Origin of the sequence: Pseudomonas sp. NPDC088414, assembly GCF_044753325.1 — a bacterium.
Taxonomy (GTDB): Bacteria; Pseudomonadota; Gammaproteobacteria; order Pseudomonadales; family Pseudomonadaceae; genus Aquipseudomonas.
Genome location: NZ_JBIVMY010000011.1, coordinates 63,601 through 86,537, shown reverse-complemented (window position 1 = coordinate 86,537; position 22,937 = coordinate 63,601). Strand labels below are relative to the sequence as shown.

General features: G+C 55.0%; 25 protein-coding genes. 13 read left to right on the top strand and 12 right to left on the bottom strand.

What is annotated here, in order from left to right:
- Positions 1 to 488 precede the first annotated feature (488 nt).
- The 3 genes from ACIP8I_RS12765 to ACIP8I_RS12755 form a co-directional block, all read right to left on the bottom strand.
- Entirely contained in the window at positions 489 to 1,883 is a 1,395-nt protein-coding gene (locus tag ACIP8I_RS12765; RefSeq protein ID WP_400761483.1) for an undecaprenyl-phosphate glucose phosphotransferase, read from the bottom strand.
- A 390-nt stretch (positions 1,884 to 2,273) separates the two neighbouring features.
- Positions 2,274 to 2,918: a helix-turn-helix domain-containing protein gene (locus tag ACIP8I_RS12760; protein WP_007969590.1), complete on the bottom strand. Its 645-nt coding sequence runs from the start codon at positions 2,916 to 2,918 to the stop codon at positions 2,274 to 2,276.
- Between the two features lie 279 nt (positions 2,919 to 3,197).
- The gene (locus tag ACIP8I_RS12755; protein ID WP_007969589.1) at positions 3,198 to 3,938 is read right to left on the bottom strand and encodes a winged helix-turn-helix domain-containing protein; all 741 of its coding nucleotides are present in this window, start codon (positions 3,936 to 3,938) and stop codon (positions 3,198 to 3,200) included.
- A 508-nt stretch (positions 3,939 to 4,446) separates the two neighbouring features.
- Between ACIP8I_RS12755 and ACIP8I_RS12750 the strand changes: the two genes are divergently transcribed.
- On the top strand, positions 4,447 to 5,280 hold the full coding sequence (locus ACIP8I_RS12750) for an undecaprenyl-diphosphate phosphatase (protein ID WP_123588482.1): 834 nt from the start codon (positions 4,447 to 4,449) through the stop codon (positions 5,278 to 5,280).
- A 52-nt stretch (positions 5,281 to 5,332) separates the two neighbouring features.
- Here ACIP8I_RS12750 and dusA read toward each other — a convergent pair whose 3' ends face one another.
- The gene (gene dusA / locus ACIP8I_RS12745) at positions 5,333 to 6,328 is read right to left on the bottom strand and encodes a tRNA dihydrouridine(20/20a) synthase DusA (protein ID WP_003226510.1); all 996 of its coding nucleotides are present in this window, start codon (positions 6,326 to 6,328) and stop codon (positions 5,333 to 5,335) included.
- A gap of 317 nt (positions 6,329 to 6,645) precedes the next feature.
- Here dusA and ACIP8I_RS12740 point away from each other — a divergent pair, with 317 nt between their 5' ends.
- Together ACIP8I_RS12740 and ACIP8I_RS12735 are read left to right on the top strand one after the other, a co-directional pair.
- Positions 6,646 to 7,767 carry a nucleoid-associated protein gene (locus ACIP8I_RS12740; protein WP_400761481.1) on the top strand — a complete coding sequence of 374 codons (1,122 nt, stop codon included), beginning with the start codon at positions 6,646 to 6,648 and terminating at the stop codon, positions 7,765 to 7,767.
- A 1-nt stretch (position 7,768) separates the two neighbouring features.
- Positions 7,769 to 9,064 (top strand): hypothetical protein, encoded by a 1,296-nt coding sequence (locus ACIP8I_RS12735; RefSeq protein WP_400761478.1) that lies wholly within the window; start codon positions 7,769 to 7,771, stop codon positions 9,062 to 9,064.
- Between the two features lie 192 nt (positions 9,065 to 9,256).
- Here ACIP8I_RS12735 and ACIP8I_RS12730 read toward each other — a convergent pair whose 3' ends face one another.
- Complete coding sequence (locus ACIP8I_RS12730) at positions 9,257 to 9,628, bottom strand: hypothetical protein (RefSeq protein WP_400761475.1); 372 nt, start codon at positions 9,626 to 9,628, stop codon at positions 9,257 to 9,259.
- Between the two features lie 471 nt (positions 9,629 to 10,099).
- Between ACIP8I_RS12730 and ACIP8I_RS12725 the strand changes: the two genes are divergently transcribed.
- From ACIP8I_RS12725 to ACIP8I_RS12715, 3 genes are all read left to right on the top strand, one after another.
- Entirely contained in the window at positions 10,100 to 10,462 is a 363-nt protein-coding gene (locus ACIP8I_RS12725; protein ID WP_400761473.1) for a DUF6124 family protein, read from the top strand.
- A 179-nt stretch (positions 10,463 to 10,641) separates the two neighbouring features.
- The gene (locus tag ACIP8I_RS12720) at positions 10,642 to 11,421 is read left to right on the top strand and encodes an EAL domain-containing protein (RefSeq protein ID WP_007969582.1); all 780 of its coding nucleotides are present in this window, start codon (positions 10,642 to 10,644) and stop codon (positions 11,419 to 11,421) included.
- Between the two features lie 102 nt (positions 11,422 to 11,523).
- Entirely contained in the window at positions 11,524 to 11,739 is a 216-nt protein-coding gene (locus tag ACIP8I_RS12715) for a hypothetical protein (protein WP_400761471.1), read from the top strand.
- A 137-nt stretch (positions 11,740 to 11,876) separates the two neighbouring features.
- Here the strand turns inward: ACIP8I_RS12715 and ACIP8I_RS12710 are convergent, their stop codons facing one another.
- The 3 genes from ACIP8I_RS12710 to ACIP8I_RS12700 all read right to left on the bottom strand — a co-directional run bounded on the left by ACIP8I_RS12710 (position 11,877) and on the right by ACIP8I_RS12700 (position 14,683).
- The gene (locus tag ACIP8I_RS12710; RefSeq protein WP_400761470.1) at positions 11,877 to 12,662 is read right to left on the bottom strand and encodes a transporter substrate-binding domain-containing protein; all 786 of its coding nucleotides are present in this window, start codon (positions 12,660 to 12,662) and stop codon (positions 11,877 to 11,879) included.
- 154 nt (positions 12,663 to 12,816) lie between these two features.
- Entirely contained in the window at positions 12,817 to 14,088 is a 1,272-nt protein-coding gene (locus ACIP8I_RS12705) for a hypothetical protein (protein WP_400761468.1), read from the bottom strand.
- Positions 14,089 to 14,212: 124 nt separating this feature from the next.
- The gene (locus ACIP8I_RS12700) at positions 14,213 to 14,683 is read right to left on the bottom strand and encodes a hypothetical protein (RefSeq protein WP_400761466.1); all 471 of its coding nucleotides are present in this window, start codon (positions 14,681 to 14,683) and stop codon (positions 14,213 to 14,215) included.
- A 165-nt stretch (positions 14,684 to 14,848) separates the two neighbouring features.
- On the opposite strand from ACIP8I_RS12700, the gene ACIP8I_RS12695 reads away from it, so the two are divergent.
- The 5 genes from ACIP8I_RS12695 (at position 14,849) to ACIP8I_RS12675 (ending at position 19,207) form a co-directional block, all read left to right on the top strand.
- Positions 14,849 to 15,514: a ribonuclease T2 gene (locus tag ACIP8I_RS12695; RefSeq protein WP_007969574.1), complete on the top strand. Its 666-nt coding sequence runs from the start codon at positions 14,849 to 14,851 to the stop codon at positions 15,512 to 15,514.
- 134 nt (positions 15,515 to 15,648) lie between these two features.
- The gene (locus tag ACIP8I_RS12690; protein WP_202370432.1) at positions 15,649 to 16,146 is read left to right on the top strand and encodes a PAAR domain-containing protein; all 498 of its coding nucleotides are present in this window, start codon (positions 15,649 to 15,651) and stop codon (positions 16,144 to 16,146) included.
- 3 nt (positions 16,147 to 16,149) lie between these two features.
- Positions 16,150 to 16,878, top strand: coding sequence for an alpha/beta hydrolase (locus ACIP8I_RS12685; RefSeq protein WP_400761464.1), 729 nt, complete (start codon positions 16,150 to 16,152; stop codon positions 16,876 to 16,878).
- Positions 16,878 to 17,402 (top strand): hypothetical protein, encoded by a 525-nt coding sequence (locus tag ACIP8I_RS12680; protein ID WP_400761461.1) that lies wholly within the window; start codon positions 16,878 to 16,880, stop codon positions 17,400 to 17,402. The genes ACIP8I_RS12685 and ACIP8I_RS12680 overlap by 1 nt, the downstream gene beginning before the upstream one ends.
- 236 nt (positions 17,403 to 17,638) lie before the next feature.
- Positions 17,639 to 19,207 carry a diguanylate cyclase gene (locus ACIP8I_RS12675; protein ID WP_400761459.1) on the top strand — a complete coding sequence of 523 codons (1,569 nt, stop codon included), beginning with the start codon at positions 17,639 to 17,641 and terminating at the stop codon, positions 19,205 to 19,207.
- Positions 19,208 to 19,284: 77 nt separating this feature from the next.
- Here ACIP8I_RS12675 and ACIP8I_RS12670 read toward each other — a convergent pair whose 3' ends face one another.
- Together ACIP8I_RS12670 and ACIP8I_RS12665 are read right to left on the bottom strand one after the other, a co-directional pair.
- Positions 19,285 to 19,590 (bottom strand): hypothetical protein, encoded by a 306-nt coding sequence (locus ACIP8I_RS12670; protein ID WP_003226473.1) that lies wholly within the window; start codon positions 19,588 to 19,590, stop codon positions 19,285 to 19,287.
- 89 nt (positions 19,591 to 19,679) lie between these two features.
- Positions 19,680 to 20,264, bottom strand: a complete 585-nt coding sequence (locus tag ACIP8I_RS12665) for a GNAT family N-acetyltransferase (RefSeq protein ID WP_202370427.1) — start codon at positions 20,262 to 20,264, stop codon at positions 19,680 to 19,682.
- Positions 20,265 to 20,392: 128 nt separating this feature from the next.
- Here ACIP8I_RS12665 and ACIP8I_RS12660 point away from each other — a divergent pair, with 128 nt between their 5' ends.
- Both ACIP8I_RS12660 and ACIP8I_RS12655 read left to right on the top strand, forming a co-directional pair.
- Positions 20,393 to 21,187 (top strand): exodeoxyribonuclease III, encoded by a 795-nt coding sequence (locus tag ACIP8I_RS12660; protein WP_400761455.1) that lies wholly within the window; start codon positions 20,393 to 20,395, stop codon positions 21,185 to 21,187.
- Positions 21,188 to 21,287: 100 nt separating this feature from the next.
- The gene (locus tag ACIP8I_RS12655) at positions 21,288 to 22,115 is read left to right on the top strand and encodes an arylamine N-acetyltransferase (RefSeq protein ID WP_400761453.1); all 828 of its coding nucleotides are present in this window, start codon (positions 21,288 to 21,290) and stop codon (positions 22,113 to 22,115) included.
- A 2-nt stretch (positions 22,116 to 22,117) separates the two neighbouring features.
- Here the strand turns inward: ACIP8I_RS12655 and ACIP8I_RS12650 are convergent, their stop codons facing one another.
- A complete protein-coding gene (locus tag ACIP8I_RS12650) occupies positions 22,118 to 22,450 on the bottom strand; it encodes a BrnA antitoxin family protein (RefSeq protein ID WP_400761450.1) in 333 nt (110 codons plus the stop codon).
- A gap of 3 nt (positions 22,451 to 22,453) precedes the next feature.
- Entirely contained in the window at positions 22,454 to 22,738 is a 285-nt protein-coding gene (locus ACIP8I_RS12645) for a BrnT family toxin (RefSeq protein ID WP_400761448.1), read from the bottom strand.
- Positions 22,739 to 22,937: the final 199 nt, after the last annotated feature.

Sequence of the window (22,937 nt, the reverse complement as noted above, 5' to 3'; positions counted from 1 at the left end):
CTGACCCACCGCTTTCGCGGGCAAGCCACGCTCCCACAGTGGTTCGAGGGTGAAGCAAATATCTTGATCCACACCCCAATCCCTGTGGGAGCGAGCTTGCTCGCGAAGGCGCCGGCACATTCAACATTTGCGCTGCCTGACCCACCGCTTTCGCGGGCAAGCCACGCTCCCACAGTGGTTCGAGGGTGAAGCAAATATCTTGATCCGCACCCCAATCCCTGTGGGAGCGAGCTTGCTCGCGAAGGCGCCGGCCCATTCAACATCTGTGCTGCCTGACCCACCGCCTTCGCGGGCAAGCCACGCTCCCACAGTGGTTCGAGGGTGAAGCAAATATCTTGATCCACACCCCAATCCCTGTGGGAGCGAGCCTGCTCGCGAAGGCGTCGGCACTGCCACCCTCGCAACCGCCTGACCCACTGCCCGAATCCCGCCCACAAAAAAGGGGACTTTCGTCCCCTTGCGGTATCGCCCGGCTTGTTACCAGTCCATCAATAAATATCTTTCGACAACAACGTAAACGGCGTCTTCACCAGGATCTTCAGATCCAGCCACAGCGACCAGTTGTTGATGTAATGCAGGTCCATCTCCACCCGACGCTGCATCTTGTCGATGGTGTCGGTCTCGCCACGGCAGCCGCTGATTTGCGCCAGCCCGGTGATCCCCGGTTTGATTCGGTGACGGGCCATGTACGCGAGGATTTTCCCCGAGTAGTAGTGGTTGTGCGCCACCGCGTGCGGACGCGGACCGACCAGGGCCATCTGCCCCTGCAGCACGTTGAACAACTGCGGCAATTCATCCAGCGAGGTGCGACGGATGAAACGCCCGACCGCGGTAATACGCGAATCATTACGGCTGGCCTGAATCACTTCACGATCATCGTGCACACGCATCGAGCGGAATTTCCAGACCTGAATCACCTTGCCGTTCCAGCCGTGGCGATCCTGCTTGAAGAACACCGGGCCCGGCGAGTTGATCTTCACCGCCAATGCAATAAACAGCAGCACCGGACTCAACAGGATGATCGCCAGCAGCGCCACGCCTTTTTCCACCAGACTCTTGCTCAGCGCAGCGGTAGGGCGGCTGGTCAGCGGACTTTCGTTGAGGCAGATCGCCGGCAAACCGTCCACGACCTTCACCGAATGGTTGAGCAGGGTCAGACTGTTCAAGTCCGGCACCCAGACCACATCGACGTTGGCGCCGAGCAAATCGACGTACATCGCTTCGATTTTCGCAGCCTCGGCCAGCGGCAGGGTGATGTACAAACGGCGGATGTCATGGTCCTTGATCAGCTCCAGCAAATCTTCCTGATCACCGACCACACGCGGTGCATCCGCATTCAGTTGTGGTGTCGCGCCGTTGCTGACCAAACCTACCAGCGGCAGGTTTTCCACCTGGCTGATCTTCTTCGCCAGACCCAGAGCCAGCTCGCCAGTGCCGACGATCAGGGTCTTCTGCGCGCTGGTGCGGGAACGCTGGTAATACTTGGAAAAGGCATGCAGCGGCGCGTACATCAATGCCTGGCCGAGGAAGCCGTAGACCGCCCAGCTCAGCGTCACCTCGCGGGAGAACACCTCGTCGGCATTGCACACGAACGCGATGCCGGCCAGCGCGACCATGGTCATCGACCAGCCCATGAACAGACGTCCCAGCCCCGTCAGGTAATTGTCCTGCTTGCGATACACGCCGCTGAACGTATACGCCGGCACCGAGGCCAATACCGCCAGTGTCGCGCACATGCGGTAATAGAACTCGACGGTGCCTGTGTGCCGTTCAGCCAGTATGAATAACAACGCAACAATGAAAGCCTGCGCCAATGCCCATTGGCCCCAGAAGGTAAGTCCCTTGAGGCCGTTATTTCGATTGATCCGTAGAGAAAGTTCCATGAGATATCCCCAGAAATACGTCCATTCAGGTTTCGACAGTTGAAGTCCGAGTTGCTAGATAGGCTTGTTGTTGTTATTGGACGAGTGTCCTGAGGTAACAACGTCGATAGGCCGAACTGTCGTCAATCAATAGACTAAGTTATTGCCGGAGAGGGTGTCTGACGAGTTCTAACAAGATGGCATAGTGCCAACTTTTTAATAATCAAATACAAGGGTGTTAGAAAAGGTCGCAGAGCAGGGGGTGAATAAATTATGTTGTGTTTGTTACTGTAGGAGGGGTGGAGGCAGGGAGCTTGAATTTACCAGGAGAGGTGAAACCAAACAGAGTGCTCTTGTTGTTTTTGTAATCGCACTGTATCTGTTTGTCTTGTTCGCGGATATCGGCGGTATTTACGCAACGATTTCCTGAATGAGGCAATAACCGCGGTTTCTTACGGCACGGAATAATCGCTCACCATTACTCGCGTTTTTGAACTTGTCCTGCAGGCGACTCAGGCACATTTCCAGGCCACGATATTGCTCCGGCTCGCGGCCGATGCTGAGGATCAGGTCATCTCGACTGACCACGCGTTCTTCGTGATGGAGCATTTTGCGCACCAGCGCGGTTTCCAGTCCGGTAAGGCTGATCTCGACGCCTTCCTTGACCAGTGCGCCTTGATCGTTGTCCAGATGCCAGGTTTCGTTGCAAGTGGCGGCGTCTTCGATGGCGGCAGTGCGGTTGTCGCTCTCTGCACTTTGAAACGGATTGGCCGATTGTGCTGCGAGCCATTCCGATTCGAGGGTGGCCAATATGCGCTGGGTGTCGTGTTCAATCGTGCGGGCAACATTTTTCCGGGTGCCCCTTGGGTAAGTGAACTCCATCAGCATGGGAGCGGAAGAGGGCGAAGTAGCACCTTCAATAAACATTTGTGCCTGAGACGTGCCAAACGAATTGAAGCGCTCGCTGGACAGAATGCTCTCAAGCTCACGCTGCGACGTTGTACTGTTGGTCACGACGACAAAATATTTTCTTGGGAGGGTTGTACTAGTTTCCATGTCTCTCTCCTAAAATGTGCACCAAAATGGGCGAAAAGGTAAATCGGCAGGCGAGCAATGACTTCCTCGGAAGTAATCGACAGGCAGGGTCTGGGCCCAAAATGGCCCTCGATAAGTTCCACTCGTTCTGCTGCTATGTTGTTAAGTTTATTGTTATGGTTCGGTGTAGCCGCGCTCATTCAATGGCTTGATTATTAGTAGATTTGAAGTACAACTTGAGCTGTATGGTTGCATATGACGATCCTTCGTGATTATGCAAAGAGAATGGCTGCCCGAGAGTCAGGCAGTCGAAATCAGACCCCGCATCAGGCGATAGCCGTAGCCGCGGATGCTCTGAATCGCGTTGGTACCATACATGTCCTTGATTTTTCCACGCAAGCGGCTGATGGATTTTTCCAGCGCCCTCGGGTCGTAGAAATTGGTATTGAGCCCCATGATGCCGGCGATTTCATCATGGCTGAGAATGTGATTGCTGGTCTGCGCAAAGGCTTCCAGAATCTTCATTTCGGCGAACGAGATGTCGAGTTTCTGGTGGGGGCCGCCCTGCAGGCAGATGCGCGTCGGGTCGAGCGTCAGATTGATATCCCGCTGCCATTCTTCGCTATTGAAGAACTCACCGAGCAACTCGTCGCCCTCGTCGGAAAGGGTATTGAGCTTGATACAGAAGTCGGCACCGGCCAGGAAGTACTTGATCTTGTTGAAGGCGCCGCGACCGGTAATGACCGCGCAAATGATCGGCTTCAAGTTTTCGTTACGCAGGTTCTCGATCAACGCAAGATTGTCTTCCAGCGCTTGCGGACTGTCGATAACGATGAAGATGGCTCGATACGAACCAGAAAGTTCATTGTTATAGGAACTAGTGTACGAACCGGCCTCGAGTGCCATATCAGTGCGTACGTGCTTTGCGATCAGCGCCCTGAAATGTTCAGCCACGCCACGGGTACGACCCAGAGTAAGAACACCGGGTACGTCGTTTGTCGGGCGCGGACTTCTAGTCGCCAAGTTCCCTGAGAGCATCATGCTTTGACTCGAATTAGGTGCTGACATCGGGATGTTAAAGCACCGGTTCTCATCTGTGACTGACAATTGGTAACATTCACGCGATTTTTAGACGTGGCTCCCGAGTTTTCTAACAATAATTAAGCATTTCAAGCTTTTAGTTGATTTTCTCGAGACCGTGAACTAGTCGTTAGATGGTGGCAATGTGGAATTGTGCCACTATTTTGAATCTATGGCGATGGCTTTATTCATGTCCAATTGCCACTGTCCACGATCGCGGGATAGTGTGAGCTTGATCACACTTTATTGGCTGGTCGAACTTTTTCCTATCTAAATGCCTAAATATTTTCCGAGTGGTTCGTAGGCGGACGATTATTAACATGGCTTGAGTGTGTCTTTTGATAAGACATATTCTCCGTCGCCTGATCAGGCAATGGGTGTCGCGTTATACCGATTGTTTAACTTCAGATACTCAATTCCTGAATGCAGTTGACCGGTCGCTCATCAAGAGCGCTCTGACGGAGGATTAATGGATTTCTGGACCTTTATCCAGGTGTTGATATTGGGCGCGGTAGAAGGCCTGACCGAGTTCTTGCCGATCTCCAGTACCGGCCACCAGATCATCGTCGCCGACCTGCTGGACTTCGGCGGCGAACGCGCGATGGCGTTCAACATCATTATTCAGCTGGGCGCGATCCTGGCCGTGGTCTGGGAGTTTCGCCCGAAGATCTTCGACATCGTCAAAGGCCTTCCCACCCAGCGCAATGCGCAACGTTTCACCCTCAACCTGCTGATCGCGTTCCTTCCGGCGGTGGTCCTCGGCGTACTGTTCGCTGACAAAATCCACCAATACCTGTTTAACCCGATCACCGTAGCCATGGCCTTGGTAGTGGGCGGCATCGTCATGTTGTGGGCCGAACAGCGCAGCCATGTGGTGAGCGTCGATCACGTCGACGACATGCGCTGGTCAGACGCGTTGAAAATCGGTTTCGTGCAATGCCTGGCAATGATTCCCGGCACGTCGCGCTCCGGCTCGACCATCATCGGCGGTTTATTGTTCGGCTTGTCCCGGAAAGCCGCCACAGAGTTCTCGTTCTTCCTCGCCATGCCGACCATGGTCGGCGCCGCGGTGTACTCCGGCTACAAATACCGCGACCTGTTCCAGGCCAGCGACCTGCCAGTGTTCGCCCTCGGTTTCGTCATCGCCTTCATCTTCGCCATGATCGCCGTACGCGGCCTGCTCAAATTCATCGCCAACCACAGCTATGCGGCGTTCGCCTGGTATCGGATCGCGTTTGGCTTGTTGATTCTGGCGACGTGGGTGTTTGGCTGGGTGAACTGGACGGAAGCCGCGGCGGGGTGATGCGCACGCCAGGCGGATCTACCCGCCTGGCGCGTTTTACGGAAGGAGGGCATCAACGCCCTTGCAGCAACTCGCCAGCCTGATCCAGCAACGCCAGCGGATCCTTGGCCTTGTGAATATCCACCGACAACAACTGGCGGAATTTACGCGCACCCGGGAACCCGGTGCCCAGCCCCAGCACGTGCCGGGTGATGTGATGCATCGCACCGCCCGCTTGCAGATGCTCGGCAATATATGGCCGCAACTGCGCCAGCGCCTCGGCCCGGCTGATCACCGGTGCGCTGCTGCCGAACAACTGCTGATCGACCTCCGCCAGCAAATACGGATTGTGATAAGCCTCACGCCCGAGCATCACACCGTCAAAGGTCTGCAAATGCTCGTGGCAGGCCTCCATCGTCTTGATCCCGCCGTTCAGCACAATCTCCAGCTCCGGAAAATCCGCCTTCAACTGCGCCGCCACGTCATACCGCAACGGCGGAATGTCGCGATTCTCCTTCGGCGACAAGCCCTCCAGAATCGCAATCCGCGCATGCACGGTAAAACTGGTACACCCGGCATCCCGCACCGTCCCGACGAAATCACACAACTCGGCGTAACTGTCCCGCCCATTGATCCCGATCCGATGCTTCACCGTCACCGGAATCGACACCGCATCGCGCATCGCCTTCACACAATCCGCCACCAACTGCGGATGCCCCATCAGGCACGCACCGATCATATTGTTCTGCACCCGATCACTCGGGCAGCCAACATTCAGATTCACCTCGTCGTAACCATGCTCCTGCGCCATGCGCGCGCAAGCGGCCAGATCCAGCGGGACGCTGCCACCCAACTGCAGCGCCAGCGGATGCTCGGCTTCGTTGTGACGGAGGAAACGTTCGTGATCGCCGTTGAGGAGGGCGCCGGTAGTGACCATTTCGGTGTAGAGCAGGGCGTTCTTCGACAGGAGGCGTAGGAAGAAACGGCAATGGCGGTCGGTCCAGTCCATCATCGGGGCGACGGAGAAGCGGCGGGAGAGTGGGGCGGGTGTGGCGGTGATAGGGGACATGGCGGTTCTGGATTGGGTGGGGCTGGGAGGTTGGGGAGTTTATCAGGAATGGAGGGCGGACGGGTTTGGAGGCTGGTGGAAGCGAACGACGATATAGCGCGTTCGTCGAGTCGATCTTGTAATTTTAACTGTGTATGCATACAGTTAAATCTATAGGCGAATTTGCCACTCCATCGGACGGAGCTAGCCTTGGCTGGATGGACGTGATGATAAGCGCCTGGAGTCAACCCGCAATAGATGACCTTTGCACAATGCGCCATCGCTCGTATGATGACATCATTTTGATGGCGTCATCACTTAACTTGCAAGGAGCTAGCATGGAAACTAAGGTCAATTTTGCGATAGTTCATGAACTGGTAAAGGAACAATACAAGGATATTCTCAATTCCAATATTCGAGATGTTGTTTACGATCTAAAAATTCCTGCTGTTTCAAAATTAATTGAAGGTGCGGTAGGGATATATGGAAAGAAAAATAACAATTCTCACTATGGGACGTTTGCAAAAAAAACTGCAAGCGACTTTCCAAATGATTTTCATGCATATTTTTCACAGCCTAAACTTGTAGAGAAGTCGTTTATTGAGTTGACCCAGTCGGCAATGGCGGAACTTTATGCAAGCGCGAAGCCTTTGCCTGCTGCTTCGGGTGGATATATTCTATTCGTTGATTACTATAATCCCCAAGGGCGTTTTATTTTAATCGCAATGCTCAAGAAGCGCGATGGTCTTAGGTTGAATGATAAATTAATTCCTGAAGAATTGATTGAGTTGGATTTGAATAGTCTATATCAGGCCGCGCGAGTAAATTTTGATAGGTACGAGCAGTTTTTGGTGGCGGATGAAGAGGGCCGTCTAGAGCTAAATTATTTGAGCTTCCTTAGCCAAACTTCTGGCAGGACGGCTGCAGGCTATTTTGTAAATTCTTTAGGGTGCATGGTTGGTAGTGCATCTTCGCAGGCGACAAAAAATCTGATAATGGAAAGTACTCAGTTTTTTAGAGAGCGGCCGGATCTGTATCCACTTAGGCTAGCGATGAAGGATCAGGTTCTGCATTATTTAGAAAGCAAGCGTATATCTGGAGACTCGGTAAAGCTAAGTGAAGTGGAAGCCATTGCAAGAGGATTTTTTCCTGCCACTTATGAGGGGCAGGCGGATGATTTGGCCGGCGAGTTTATCGCTCACCTTAATAGCGAGGCGGTAGGTGTGCCTGTTGAGTTTCCACTGAGTAAGGCAACATTGCAGAAGTATACTCATGTTCAATACAAGTCTGATAATTGGCAGTTAAAATTTGATCGCGATGCGTTAGGTGAAGACATTAATTCGGAGATTCTCTTTGTTGAAAAGGATCGTAAATTGATACTAAATAATTTGTCGGATGATGCGATTGCGGTGATACGCGCTGCTATAGATGAAAAGAAAGATGAAAGGGTAGAGAAGTAATATGACTTCCTCTGTTCTGTTTGCGACAGCCTATCGTCTCTTGGGTAGACCGAAGTTGCAAACGAGGAGCTCGTTCAGTTTTCGCGCGGATAGCTACAGTCAAGAGCTAGCGCCTGCGATTGCGACGTTGCGCGCATCGCAGGTCGGTCGATTTGATGAAATTCTTGTAGATGGTAAAGAGATTCAATCGGTTGATTTTGAAGTTCCAGATAAATGGTCAACGTTTGAATTTGTTTACAAGTTAGGTGGGGGGGAAATAGGAGTTTACAAGAATTTTCAGCAGTTGTTGATTGAGTGTAAGGCTATTGTTCGAGGGGTTGTACCTAAAGAGCTGTATCTGATTGATGAAGATATATGTTCGCAAGGGGATGCAGTTTCTGATCCTCGTTTAGATAATTTAAAGTCGCTCTGTGATCTAATCGTCTGTTTGGCGGATCTCGCACATTACCATGACGAAAAACTTAGAGGTGAAGAGTATAGGTTGATCTTCGTTGAGGAAGATGGTGTCAGGGGAGCGAAGACGATAGCGCTGCAGCCAAATATTGATCTTGAACTCTTGCAGTATAATGTCAGCTCTTTGTTGCTGGGGGCTCTGCTAGAGTCTAACTTCGAAAAAAATCCGCATATAGTCAAGGAGAGATCGATTTTTAGAGCTTCATTAGTGGAGTTTTTTGCTGAGGTTAGTGATTCTAGAGAAAGATTTAAGCTTTTAGTGGTAAATTGGAAAGAGTTCTTGCGGTTGTATAATAATAACTTGGATACTTATCTTAGTGGCTTCTCTTTTCATAAAGCTAAACAAGAGGTTGGTACGGCTGAGTTAAGTATTGCTGATCAATTGTCAAAACTAATAAGTGATATAAGTGGAAAGATCTTAAGTATACCGATTTCTCTCGTCGTGCTAGTCGCTATTGCAAAGGCTGAAAATGGTTTTGAAAGCGCGATACTGGTCTTGGGAGTTGCTATTACTTCTTTTATAATGGCTGAAACGATTGCTGCCCAGAAATTGCAATATAATCGAATTTCGCACTCTCGAAGGCTGCTTTTTTCTGCTCATGAAAAAAAGATTGAAATTTATCCGGATGATTTGAAAGAGTATTTGCGTTCAGCGGTTCGAGGGCTTGCCCGCAATGAAAAGATGTTGGGTCGGTCTTTGGTTGCGTTGAGGTGTTTAGTATGGATTCCTGCTGTCTCGGCGGCAGCACTTCATGGCTTTATATATAAGGTTGAATTGGTTGATGGGTGGGGAAAAATAACGAGTATGGCTGGGAGTTTGCTGTCGGCTTTACGGTGCTGTTGAGGAGTAATATTTTTCTTTATCTCAGTCGTTTTTCATTAGTTTGTCTAGTTGTAGAATGGTGTAAAAAAGTCGAAGGATTTATTTAGGCGGGCGGTGTGCTTGGCAGTAAATGAATCTGCCCCCCTTTTTTCGCTCCAAACTCAGCGCCGCTAGCTACCCTATAGTCTGCTAATTTCGCAATATTCTTTTCGATCAAGATGTTTTATTTCTGTAATGTTTTTGAATTTTTTTCCAGATATAGCTATATCTGAATTCGAGCCAACGTATTAATAGTTTGTCTCTTTGACGATGGAAGTAACTCCTTTCTCGCATTCTTAGCATCTCCTCTATGTCAGCTTTCAAGTTTTCTAAATTGAATGCTGACCATATCATTGGAATCACCGTCTCAAGGTTCGTATGACAGACAGGTGCTACCTCATGATAGAGAATCCTCTTAATTTCGTCAGGATCGTAATCTTCAGTCTGACGCGCAATAGCTTCGTAATCAACTTCTGTATCAACAAAAGCGTCAGACAGCGCCCAATAGACGTAAGCGAGTTCCTTATCCGTCATCGAACGTTCCATGTCAAAAAAACCTCCAGCTCTTCATCCTGACCTGTCAACAAATGAACCGGTGCCGACTTTATCAGACTTGCCTGGAACCGTGCTTGGGGACAACGCCATCAATTTAAACGTCTTAGATGCGTGCTGTTTAAACTGTGATTATCTGCACTACCTTAGCCCTACACCACCTTGCGCCATCCCCTACACCTAAGACAGAATCCGCCGGCTTGTGCGTCTAGCTCGCGGGTTCTATCGTCCCTGTGTCACTAAAAACCAGTGATCGGGTTTGGTAGCCCGCTTCGTTTCTAGACTCATGGCGTCACCGTGTGCAGTCCCTCCCAGGACTCCGATTTCATGGTGGTCATGCGTGGGGCTCATTCGTGGGCGCCGGGTTCTAGTGCGACCGGTCTACCAACCCGCGTATGGCCGCCACCTATCGTTTGGTAGCGAGGGTGATGGCTCCTTTTAGTATTCGCGCTAGAGGCTCCATCTATGTTCAAAGTAACGCCCAACCCACCCGAATCCAACCCCGCATCCCCCTACGAATCCCTCGATTCCCGCAAACTCCACGAAGCCGCCGAGCGCGCCCTCGATCACTACCTCACCCCGGCCAGCCAGATCATGGCCAGCGGCGATCAATCCAAACCGATGTTCCTCGCCAACCCGGCCTACGACACCGAATCCTTGCTCGCCAACGCCAGTGAATCCCTGGGTTCCGCCACGACCATGCTCAACGACTTCGCCGCGTTGCTGGATGTCTCGCACCGCAAGACGCTGCTGGGCATTGCGCAGGTGGTGATGTTGGGGGAGTTGGCGGTGAATCAGGCGTTGGATAACGTCGAGCTCAAGGCGTAAAACCCGGCCCTACGTGAGAAGCGACGCTGCATTTTTACACCTGATGGCATTTCGCAATGAACTTGGGCTGACCGCGCCGGTCAGCCTGTAATATGCGGTGCCATCAAGTGATGGCTACCGCTTTTCTTACCGTTAATTTCTGCACCACGGAAGGTTTCAACCCGCTCTCAGGGGGCTTCATGACTCATATTCCCGTTTTCCCCCAGCCCGGCGGCGGGTGCCAAGGGTGCCGACAAAAAGGCGAGGCCGATCTGGCGTTCTCCTTTGCTTTCCAGCCGATTGTCGATGTACGTGATCAATCGACCTTCGCCCACGAGGCGTTGGTCCGTGGGGTGCATGGCGAGGGTGCGCTGTCGGTGCTGGAACAGGTCGATGACCAGAATCGCTATCGCTTCGATCAACTGTGCCGCGTGCGGGCGATCTCTACGGCAGCGCAGTTGGGGCTCACCGGGTTTCTCTCGATCAACTTCCTGCCCAACGCGGTTTATCGTCCGGACCTGTGCATTCGCAGCACGCTGGAGGCGGCGCGCGCGCATGCGTTTCCGCTGGATCGGCTGATTTTCGAAGCGGTCGAGGGCGAGCACGTTGAAAGCAACAAGCACTTGATGAACATCTTGCGCGAGTACCGCGAGTTTGGTTTCAAGACTGCTATTGATGACTTCGGTGCGGGGTATTCCGGGTTGAATCTGCTGGCGGACTTTCAGCCGGATCTGATCAAACTGGACATGGCGTTGATTCGCGATATCCACCGCGACCGTGTGCGTCAGGCGATTGTGCGGGGTGTGGTGGGCATGTGTACCGAACTGGGGATCGAGGTGATTGCCGAGGGCATCGAGCACCCGGAGGAACGGGACTTTCTGGCCGATTGCGGGATTTATCTGATGCAGGGTTTCTGGTTCGCCAAACCGGCGTTTGAGGCGATGGCGCAGATTCCGCTGGAGGCGTGGCGGGCGGTTTGATATGAACCTGAACCCGCGCTGTCGATCAGCAAAGTTTCATCTTGCCGAGTGCGGCGAAGGCCTAGGATGCTTGCACAAGATCATCCCAAGGGGAGCCGTACCATGCGCGCCAATGTCGTCAAAGTGCTGTTGATTGCTGCAGCTGTCTCGGTATTGAGTGCCTGTTCGGGCTCCGGTGGGCTGACCACCACCAGTTGTTTTTCTGCGGATTGTCAGTCGCCGGAGGGGCGCAGTAATGCGACGACCCTCAAGTTTGGTGGCAACAGTATTGGCAGCAGTTTGAATCAGTACAGTTCCGGGATGTTGCACGACGACTGATAGAAATAGAACCTGAACCTGTGGCGAGGGGATTTATCCCCGATGGGTTGCGAAGCAACCCCCGCTTTTAAAACAGCGGACTGCTGCGCAGTCCAGCGGGAGCAAGCTCCCTCGCCACAAAGTTCGTGCCTGGACGATTACTGCGGCAGCGCCAGCCACTCACCAATGACCTTCTGATAACTACCAGTGACTTTGCTCAAATGCAGCCACTGATCAACGTACAGTTTCCAGCTGATGTCGTCGCGCGGCAGCAGGTACGCCTTCTCGCCGTACTGCATGTACTGGTGCGGATTCACCGCGCACAAACCCGGTTTGAGTTTCTGCTGATACAGCGCTTCCGAGGCGTCGGTGATCATCACGTCGGCCTGGTTGTCGAGCAGTTGCTGGAAGATCGTCACGTTGTCGTGCAGGGCCAGTTGCGCCTTGGGCAGGAAGGCGTGGACAAAGGCTTCGTTGGTGCCGCCGGCGGGTTCGACCAGACGCACGTTGGGCTGGTTGATCTGCTCGACGGTCTGGTATTTGGACTGGTCGGCGCAGCGTACCAGCGGGATCTTGCCGTCGCTGTCGAGGGTGTTGCTGAAGAAGGCTTTTTTCTGCCGCTCCAGCGTCACTGAAATGCCGCCCATGCCGATGTCGCACTTGCCGGCCTGCATGTCCGGCATCAGGGTTTTCCAGGTGGTCTGCACCCACTCGACTTTGACCCCGAGGCTATCGGCCAGCGAGCGCGCCATGGTGATGTCGATGCCCTCGAAGTCACCGTCGGTGCGCTTGAAGGTGTAGGGCTTGTAGTCGCCGGTGGTGCAGACGCGCAGTTGGCCTTGTTGCTGGATGCTGTCGAGGTGCGAAGGGCTTTCCTGAGCGTGAGCGACGCAGGAAAGGGCTAGAAAAATGCCGAGCAACGCCGATTTTTTTTGATTGTGCATATTTACCGGACTTTTTTGAGGGAGTGGATTCGCAGGGGAAGGTGTTTAGTAACACACGATCCGGCTGCTGATCCACGTTCTTTGGCGGTGGCAATATGCAGTTTGCTGATGCGGTACGTGGCCGTTGCTGTCGCCAGAATTTCCCAGCCTATCTTCAGTCAGCGGAGAAGGGGACCACAGCTTTGGCAGGTTCAGTCATCTGATCATTCAAGCGTTTGAATTCGAGCGCTCGTGGTGATGCGTGAATGGGTTTGAAAACAGCTAAGCGCAAATGCTCCCAACCCAAAACGTGCTCAGCGCGCTGTTGCCAGGTGAGCGCACGCGCAAGCCCGGGATGCCATGGTTTCTGGGTCACCTTGCTGTTGCGTGTGGCGATGCAAAAGCCTGTGTAGCGGGGCAAGTCATATAGGTTCAAACGCTGCAAATCTCTGCTGCACAACAGCAAAACGTCGCCGAAGGCGAGCAATGGAAATGCGGTGACTTCAACCTTTTTCTTTTCGTTGAGTCTGGTCCTCCACGCTCTGTTATCCACGTCTCCCAGGCTGATATTTTCGTCGAGAATGAACCGTGCCGGCTGCTGACGGATAGCCAGATTTCCTGCGGCGGCGTAGGTGATGCTCGGCATTGCACCTGGTGATAAAAGAAGAAACCCGCTGAACAGCACCAATGCTGTTGCGATGCCATAAGCGATACGCGCGAAGACATGACCTTTGCTGATGTAAAAAATGAAAACCGGAACAAGACTGAAAACGAGTGTGCCGAGGGAGAACAACCCGACAACCACCACCGCCTGCGCGTTATCTTCGCCGACGTAGGTCGAGATAATCAGCAATGTGGGGAGTGACGCACACAGAACGGCAAAGCCGATCATGCTACCGATCAAGAGTCGGAACCCGTTTTTCTTCCAGACTCCCATTCGACGGGTGTTTTTGTTGAAAATCTTTCGGAAGTGTTTGAACAGGAAAAGAGCAAGGTAGGCGAGCAGGGTCGAGGAAAAAACAAACAGCATCGAACCTCCGGCGCTGAATGTATTCGAGAACTTGAAAAGCAGAAAAGTGAAGGTACAAAAGCCAAAGCACAAAGGAAGCAGCAACCAGGCAGCGATCTGCTTGTGCCTTTTTGGCACTTTTTCGAACATCGATACGGTAATGCCGTAGAACCATGCGCTGGCGGAGAGCACGCCAAGGTAGCCCACCATGATCAGCACGATCAGTAAAAGCCAGATAGCAAGGGCTGACTTGGCATCGCTACCTGCCAGGAAAAGGTCAGTACGACCAATTGCCCGGGTGTAGACGTATAGCCCAAGGATTGCCAACCCTGCGCCGAGAAAACCCAGAGTGACGGTGATCTGGCTCCAGTAATTAAGAACACGTTTGAAATTGCGCTTGAAAAACTGTGTAAACGTTGGTGCGGTCGAAGCATCCATGCGAACAAAATTTCCATCGAGTATGACGAGTGGTCCTGTAACGACAAATGGCCAGAATTCTTTAGGAAGTCTGGCCGTTGAGTGTGGCGGGTCTTTGTTGTTCTGAGCGGTGAACGTGAAGAAATTACAGGCCCAGTCCTTCCTGCACCACCTGCAACAAGTTGTTCTCCGTTAGCGCAATCGCATCCAGTTCCTGCCCCGTTTCCACGGTCTGCAACCACCAATGGCTTTCGTGATGTTCATCGACGGTGCGCAGCAAGTAGGTGTTGCGATCCGGCAGGGTGATCTGCACGCGGCCGGCGCCGTCCTCGGTAAACCGGGCGATGGGATCAAATGTCAGGGTTTGTTGATTGGCTTCGATCAACAGTTGGTCGATCGCGTAATCGTGACTTTCGCCATCGGGTGAGCTTTCGCAAACGTGGGTTGGATTGCGGCGGATTTTCAGGCCGACCTCGGTGACGGGTTGCAGCCAGCCCTCGATGCGGTGGTACAGATCGTAGACCTGCGCCGGCCAGCAATCGATCTCCAGCGCGGCATCCGCATGGGTGTGCCGGGTTTGCTTGAGTTTGGCGGCGAGTTCGTCTGCTTTACTCATTTCGGATCCCTTGGTTTGATGTCTGCCTGTTAATCGTAGACCGTTCAACGGCGTACGGCCTTGCCTTGCGTCATGCGCTTGCAACACAAGCATGGCGAAATCAGCGCTGGCCAAGTCTGGTCAGCATCGAAAACCACGGACGCAGGCGTCCCAAGGAGCGGGTACATGAAAAAGCTGTTTACAATTCTGGCGCTGATCGCGCTGACGGCCGGTAGCATCGGCCTGAGTTCGGCGCGTCAGTCGAACGCCAGCAAAGTACAAACGGAAGCGGTGGCGGGGCAGTTCGATTATTACCTGCTGACGTTGTCCTGGTCGCCGACCTTTTGCCTCACTCACAAGGATGACGTGCAGTGTTCCGGCAAGGGTTACGGCTTTGTGTTGCATGGTCTGTGGCCGCAATACGCCAATGGCGGCTGGCCGGAGTCCTGCCCGCCACTGACCACGCTGTCGGCAGCGGAAACCACCAAGGGCCTGACGCTGTTCCCGACCAAGAAGCTGCTCGATCACGAATGGTCCAAGCACGGCACCTGCAGCGGTCTGGGGGCGATGGGTTATCTGGATGAAGCGGACAAAGCCGTCGGCGCGGTGAAAATTCCGCAGGAGCTGCAACCGTTCAGCTCCTCGTATTACTTCGAAGCCCAGGAAATCGCCGACCTGTTCCGCAAGGCCAACCCCGGGATCCCGGCGGATGGCATCGCGGTGATCTGCAGCGGTCCGGAGCTGTCGGAAGTGCGGGTGTGCATGGGCAAGGATCTGCAGTTCGGCGCGTGCGGTAAGGGCGTGAAGACGCAGTGCCGGGCGGGGGATATTCGGGTGCCGCCATCGCGTTGATGCGAGCGGTTTCACGAACAGGAAAGGGCGCCCGAGCGGGCGCCTTTTTTTTGCCTGGAGGTTTGAAGCACCCGAAAAAATCACGCATGCTTGCGCCCCAAAAGGATGATCCGCAACACTGCAAGGAGCTGTTCATGAGCGGAAAACCCGCCGCCCGCGTCACCGATCCAACCGCCTGCCCACTCCCGGGGCACGGCACTAATCCGATCGCCAGTGGCTCGCCGAATGTGAATTTCGACGGCTTGGCGGCTGCACGAATGACTGATAAATCAGCGTGCGGTAGCCCCATTACTGGCGGCGTTTCTTCGACGGTGTTTATCAACGGCTTGAACGCCGCGACCCTGGACAGCACCGGGGGGCACGGCAATGTGGTCATTGGTGGGTCAGGCACGGTCATCATTGGTGACACGGTAACAGCGGCGCCTTTTAGTGGTTTGCTGCCAATGCCGGTGCATTTCACGGACAAGTTGAAGCTGGTCAATGACGTGACCGGTGAGCCCATGATCAATCATCCCTACGTGATCCAGCGTGCAGACGGGCGTCTGGAACACGGGGTGTCTGACGCTAACGGATACACCCACGAAGTCAGCTCGCATCTGCCTGAAACCATCAAGCTGTTTCTGGAGGAGTGAGGCATGGCGGCTGAAACAGTAACGTGCGCGAAAGGCAACAATTACAAGCTGCATAAGGAACATGCGCTGACGGACAAGAAGGATGTCAGTGACAAGCCTGTGCCGGTGGAGAGTACCAAGGCGATTGTGTTTTTTATTGGCGGCGCAGGGGATAAGGAAAGTTATTATTTTTCGGGGCCGTTCGGGAACGTGAACCAGGCCATGACCGGTTTCGACAAACGTAATCTGGACCTGACCAAACTAGGCAAATATAAATCCCAATGGCTTGGGTATAACGAGGTTCGGGGAAAGAAGGACATCCAAAAAAATGTTCTCAACATAATTCCCTACAAGTCTTGCCCAATCTACATTGTCGGACACAGCCTTGGGGGATGGAACGGCGCGCACTTGACCAGTGTAATGTCGGAGTGGGGTTACAGGATCAACATGCTCGTTACGCTCGACCCCGTAGGTGAAGGTACTTTGGTGTGGCTGGGATCCGATATCTACGGAGATAAGCCAACACCGGTGGCTGATTTCTGGGTAAACATAAAAGCTATGCCTTCCAGGCCAGACCAGTCCGACTCGGTGGCGGATTTCGGGGAAAAATGGCAAGTGCTGTGCGGGCCTGACATTAATGTCACCATGGATACGAACCACGCTAATGCTCCAGCGATGTTTACCCGACCTGTCGTTGAAGGAAAATCGGCAAGTGATTTGATGTTCGAGTCAATTCGAGAGAGCAATCGCTGATGAAAAGATTGTCTGTTCTTCTGTTAGCCATATTGTGCTCGTCATGTGCCAAAGATCACACAGTGCCTCCTGCGAATCTCAACTTTCTGTCAGTCGAAAGGGAAAGTATTGGTCTGCTTTACAAAATTCATTACGGCTCGGATGTAAATCTTTTGGATTTGTTCGGAAGAGGTATGGGGAAGGGCGCAGCGTCGACGATGTTTGAGTGTCCGCTTGGTGATGATCAGAATTTTTCCATCACTAGCCGATTCAGGTACTCGGCCTACGGACTGATTGAGGTGGACGAAACCAGTCAGGCAAGCGGTAAATTCAACTATATGACGAGTGCTTTTTTGCGGCAGACCCAAAATAACGGTACTTCGCAAGAGGATCTCTCCGTACAGGAATTGAATGCCCTTCTGCTTGGTAAACAACAAATCCCCTGCAAAGTCGTCGTCACCGCGTACGGCTACAAACCCTACTACTCAAATACCATGAACCTGCCGGTCGCGGATCTGCTGCGGGAAATCAACAAACCCCGATAGCCGTCATCGGTGCGCTGCGCGATTGCCCGGCGCAGATACGCGAGGGCGATCACGCGTAAAACCACAACTGAAAATAAATCGACGTGCGGAGGTCATCCAAATCCCTCGCGCGCCGATACAACGGGGCGGGCGTGTATTGGCGCGGCGGGTTTGCCGTGCACACCCCGGTGGGCTACGCTCACGAAAAGCAAGGGTTTCGGGCTGCGGCCCCTGTCGTACCTGCCCAGGACACGTTTTTGCCAATCCCCATTCACGATCCGCATCAGACTCCCGGCACGCTTAAACGCCTGCCGCTGCGCAAGGCGGCAGCGCTGTTCATCGTTGCAGTGTGCCTGTGCCTGTCCGGCTTGCTCTATCTGCAACTGGAGCAGACACGGCGCCAGGATCTGGCGACTGCGCAAATGGCGTCCACCAACCTGACCCGGGCCATGGCGCAGCAGGCCGAAGACACGTTTCTAGCCGCCGATCTGGTGCTCACCAGCCTGGTGGATTGGGTCGAAGACGATGGTTACGGTGCCGCGCAGCGACCTCGTCTGCAAAAAACTTTTGCACGTCGGGTGCAGCAACTGGAGCAGTTGCACGGCATGTTCCTGTTCGATCGCGAGGGCCAGTGGGTGATCACCTCGTTCACCGATCTGCCCCGTGGCAATGGTGTGGCTGACCGCGAATACTTCAAGTTTCACCAGCAGAACGTTTCCACTGTGGCGCACATCGGCCCGGCGATTCGCAGCCGCGAAAATGGCGAGTGGATCATCCCGATCTCGAAACGCATCAACGACCGTGCCGGCAATTTCCAGGGTGTGCTGATGGCCGGGATCAAGATGGCGTACTTCGACCGGTTCTTCAAAAGCTTCAGCCTTGATGACAACGGCATCATGTTTCTCGGACTCAAGGACGGCACGTTGCTGGCGCGGCGACCGTTCGACGAAGGCCTGATCGGCTCGTCACTGGCGCAAGGCAGGATTTATCAGAAGTTGCTACCCGACGCTCCAGCCGGTACCGCGATGATCAAGTCGGTGGTCGACGGCGTGGTGCGTTTGTACGGCTACCGTCAGTTGGGCTCGTATCCGCTGGTGGTCGCGGCGGCGTCCTCGCGCGACACGATTCTCAAGGGTTGGTACGAGCGGGCCTTTCAGTCCAGCGTGATTGTGGCGTTGGTGATTCTCGGCGTCGGACTGTTCGGCTGGGTGTTCATTCATCAGGTGCGCGACGGCGAGCGCATCGAGAAAAACCTGCGCAAGGCGCAGCGCGCACTGGAGCAGATCGCGACCCACGACAGCCTGACGGGGCTGGCGAATCGGCGCCTGTTCGAGCGCTCGCTGGAGATTGAGTTTGCCCGCGGCGCACGGCAGTCGAGTCCGGTCGGCCTGATCATGCTCGATATCGATTTCTTCAAACGCTACAACGATGCCTACGGCCATGTGGCGGGCGACCATTGCCTGACGCAGGTGGCGCAGGTGTTGAAAAATTGCTGCCAGCGCAAGGCTGACCTGGCGGTGCGTTATGGTGGCGAGGAGTTTGCGGTGCTGCTGCCGGATACCGATATAAATGGCGTATTGGCGATTGCCGGGCAGATCCGCCGCAGCGTGATGGATAAACGCATCACCCACAGCGGGTCACCGACCGGGTATCTGACGGTGAGTCTGGGCTGCTATTCGTTCATCCCGAGTGGCAATGACAGTCTGGAAGTGTTTATTCAGCGTGCAGACGCGGCGCTTTATCAGGCGAAAAATGCCGGTCGCAATCGCGCGGCGGTGTTGTCGCTGGATGCAGGCTTTGCCGAGTTGATTCGTTCGGATCGCTGAGGTTTCGACGCTTCATCAAGCGTGAGAGAGCAAGCTCCCTCACGCGGGTCTCATCACCAACCGTAACGCCGGTTCGTTCAGCTGCCCGAGCCACCGCCCGCACCGCCGGTTCCGCCACCGGCCGCGCCTGTACCGCCGCCAGCCCCCGAACCCGAGCCCATGGCGCCGCCATTGGTGCCGGTGCCGTTGCCAGAACCAGGGCTACCCGCACCGTTACTGCCGGCAGGTGCGCCCGGGGTGTTGTCCGGCGGCTTGGGCGTGCTTTTGTTGACGTCGGGGTTGGTACTCGATGTGCCAGAGCTGTCGTTCGCCGCGAAGCTGGCAGCCGAGGTGGCGGCGAGCAGGCCGGCGAGTAACAACGAGGTGAGTGTGCGTGTAGTCATGGTACGTCTCCAGAAGGGGTCGGTTACCTGACTTTGGTCTGACGCTTTTACCCGTTGGTGCCGATTGCCTGACGAGCGGTTGTCGAGCCTCAGTGTCGGTCGGCCGCCAGTTTCTGCTCCAGTGCCTGACGCACCTGCGGCCACTCGTCATCGATGATGCTGAAGCGCACCGAGTTGCGCTTGCGTCCGTCCGGCATGATCCGCTCGTGGCGCACGATGCCTTCCTGTTGCGCACCGAGGCGCAGAATCGCGTTGCGCGACTTCTGGTTGTTCTCGTCGGTGGTGAACTGCACTCGCACGCAATCGAGCACCTCGAAGGCGTGGCGCAACATCAGGTATTTGGCTTCAGTGTTGACGAAGGATTTCTGCCAGCGCGCCGAAATCCAGCTGCTGCCGATTTCCAGCTTGCGATTGAGCGGATCGATCTTCCAGAACCGGGTCGAGCCGATCACTTCGCCGCTATCCTTCAACACAATCACAAACGGCATGACCGTACCGGCGTCGCGGCCGTCGAGGGCCTTCTTCAGATAGCTGTCGACGGTACTCGCCGACGGCACCACGGTGACGGTGAGGTTCCACAGTTCGCCGTCGGCGGCAGCGCGGAGCAGGGCGTCGGCATCGCTGTACTGAAGCGGACGCAGGAGAATGCGCGGGCCTTGCAGGGTGGTGAGCATGGAATCGAGTCTCGGCAGTTCGGGGACAGTGGCGAGCGCCTATTACGCCGCAGCCGGTTGATCCGATGCAACCACCGCCGTCAGCACAGGGTCACAATTTTCACACCTTGTTCGCCGGAGCCTGAACGATGAAAAACCTGCGGATCGCCACGTTCAACGTCAACGGCCTGCGCGCGCGCCTGCCGAACCTGCTGGAGTGGCTCAAGCGCGAGCAACCGGACATCGCTTGTCTGCAGGAACTCAAGTCGGTCGACAGTGCATTCCCCGCCGCCGAACTGGAGGCAGCGGGGTACGGCGCGATCTGGCACGGGCAGGCGTCATGGAACGGCGTGGCGATTCTCGCCCGCGATGCGCAACCGCTGGAGAGCCGTCGCGGTCTGCCGGGTGATCCGGACGACAAGCACAGCCGTTATCTGGAGGCGGCGGTGCATGGGGTGTTGGTCGGCTGTCTGTACCTGCCCAACGGCAACCCGCAGCCGGGGCCGAAGTTCGACTACAAACTGGCCTGGTTCGAACGCCTGATCCGCTACGCCAAGGATTTGCAAAGCAGTGATCATCCGGTGGTGCTGGCCGGCGATTACAACGTGGTGCCCACTGACATGGACATCTACAACACCCGCTCCTGGCTCAAGGATGCGCTGCTGCAACCCGAAAGCCGCGAGTGTTATCAACGGCTGCTGGATCAGGGCTGGACCGATTCGCTGCGCCATCTGTATCCCGAGGATCGCCTCTACACCTTCTGGGATTACTTTCGCCAGCATTGGCAAACCAACTCCGGTCTGCGCATCGATCATTTGCTGCTCAACCCGGCGCTCAGTCCGTATCTGCACGAGGCCGGGGTTGACGCCTGGGTGCGCAACGAACCACACGCCAGCGACCATGCCCCGACCTGGATTCGCATCGGTTCACGCAAGCGGCGGTAGCGCTGATTGGCGAAATCAATTGTCGGAGTGGCGGCCTGATCCCGTATACCTGTCGGCCAGCGGCGCAGCGATCCGCGGCCACATGCAAAAGGACTGAGCAATGAGCGAGCCACGTCTGGCGAATCCGACGTTGTACCTGCAACACCTGGGGTTCGACATCCCTCCGCCCCCCACGCTGGAAAACCTGCAGCAGTTGCAGTTGCGCCACACCGGCGTCTTTCCCTTCGAGAACCTGTCGACGATCACTGGCGCGCCGGTGCTGATCGATCTGGCATCGGTCGAACAAAAGGTTCTCCACGGTGGCCGGGGTGGTTACTGCTACGAACTGAACAATCTGTTTCTGGCGTTGCTGCAGGAATTGGGCTTCGAGGCCCGTGGCATCTCCGGACGCGTGGTATTGGCGCAACCCGAGGGAACCTGGACGGCGCGTACCCATCGCTTGAGCCTGGTGATCATCGACGGCGAGCGTTACATCACCGATGTCGGCTTTGGCGGCATGGTGCCGACTGCGCCGCTGCTGCTCGATAGCGAGGCTGAACAGCCGACGCCGCATGAATCCTATCGTATCGAGAAACAGGCCGACGGCTACATGCTACGCGCCAATGTCGCAGGCGAGTGGCGCGCGATGTACCTGTTTGATCTGCAACGCCAGGAAGACATCGATTACACCCTTGGCAACTGGTACGTCTCGACCCATCCCGAGTCCCCGTTCGCCAAACGGCTGATGGTTGCGCGCACTGGCGATGGCTGGCGGCGGACCCTGAACAACGGCAGCTTCGCGATTCATCACATGGGCGCCGACAGCGAGCGCCGCGAGGTAGCGGATGTCGATGAGTTGATCGAGGTGCTGGAGCAGGAGTTCGGCCTGCGCCTGCCTGACCAGCCGCACGTGCGCCAGTCGCTGGCGCGGATGCTCGTGCCGGGCTGATCTCAGGGCTTGGCTTCCGGCTCCAGCACCCGGCGGATTTCCCCGACCGCTGCCGAGAGCTTTTTTTCCAGGCTCTTGAGGTCGGCGGCGGTGATGCCTTGCTTGAATAGCCCCTCGTGGGGTGCCTCTACCTCCCGCGTTTTACTGCCAGCCTCCAGCAGAGCATGGCGCAGGGTGTTGTTGATCACCGTCTGATAACCGAAGCCCTCGTTTTCCGCGACATTGCGCGCGGCCTCGATCACGGAGTCGTCGAGCATGATGGTGATGCGGGTCTTGCCCTTGGCGGGCGCCAATGCGCCGCGCTTGCCCTGCGAGAAATCGTATTGATCTTTCATCGTTCAAGTCTCCAGAAAGTAAGCGCAACGCTCGCTCGGTGTAGCGACACGCGCAGAAATGATTCGTACGACGTTGGTTTCGCGATAACTGTACGCAACCACCAGCAAGCGGCCTTTGCCGTCGAGTTCAAGGGGGATCCAGCGCTGTTCGTCATGGTTGTTGTCCTCGATCGTCAGCGCGCGCTCGTCGTGAAAGACCGGCTCGGTCTCGGCAAGGCTGACGCCTCTGTGCTTGAGTTTATTGGCTGCGTTCTTGCTTTTGTCGTACTGAATTTCGAATGACTTCATTATGCATACTTTATATGTATAAAAAAGAGCGCCGGTGCACCGCTGGTCGCCATGAACACTTCAGCCTAGTGGGCGCTGATTCGAATGAAGTAAGGAGTGTGTTGCCGGATTTGTGGGGGATGGAGACAGTGAGATAGAAGGTTCGGTGGCTACCTATCCATTATGTGACTGATAAGTTGTATACAACTCTATGGACATT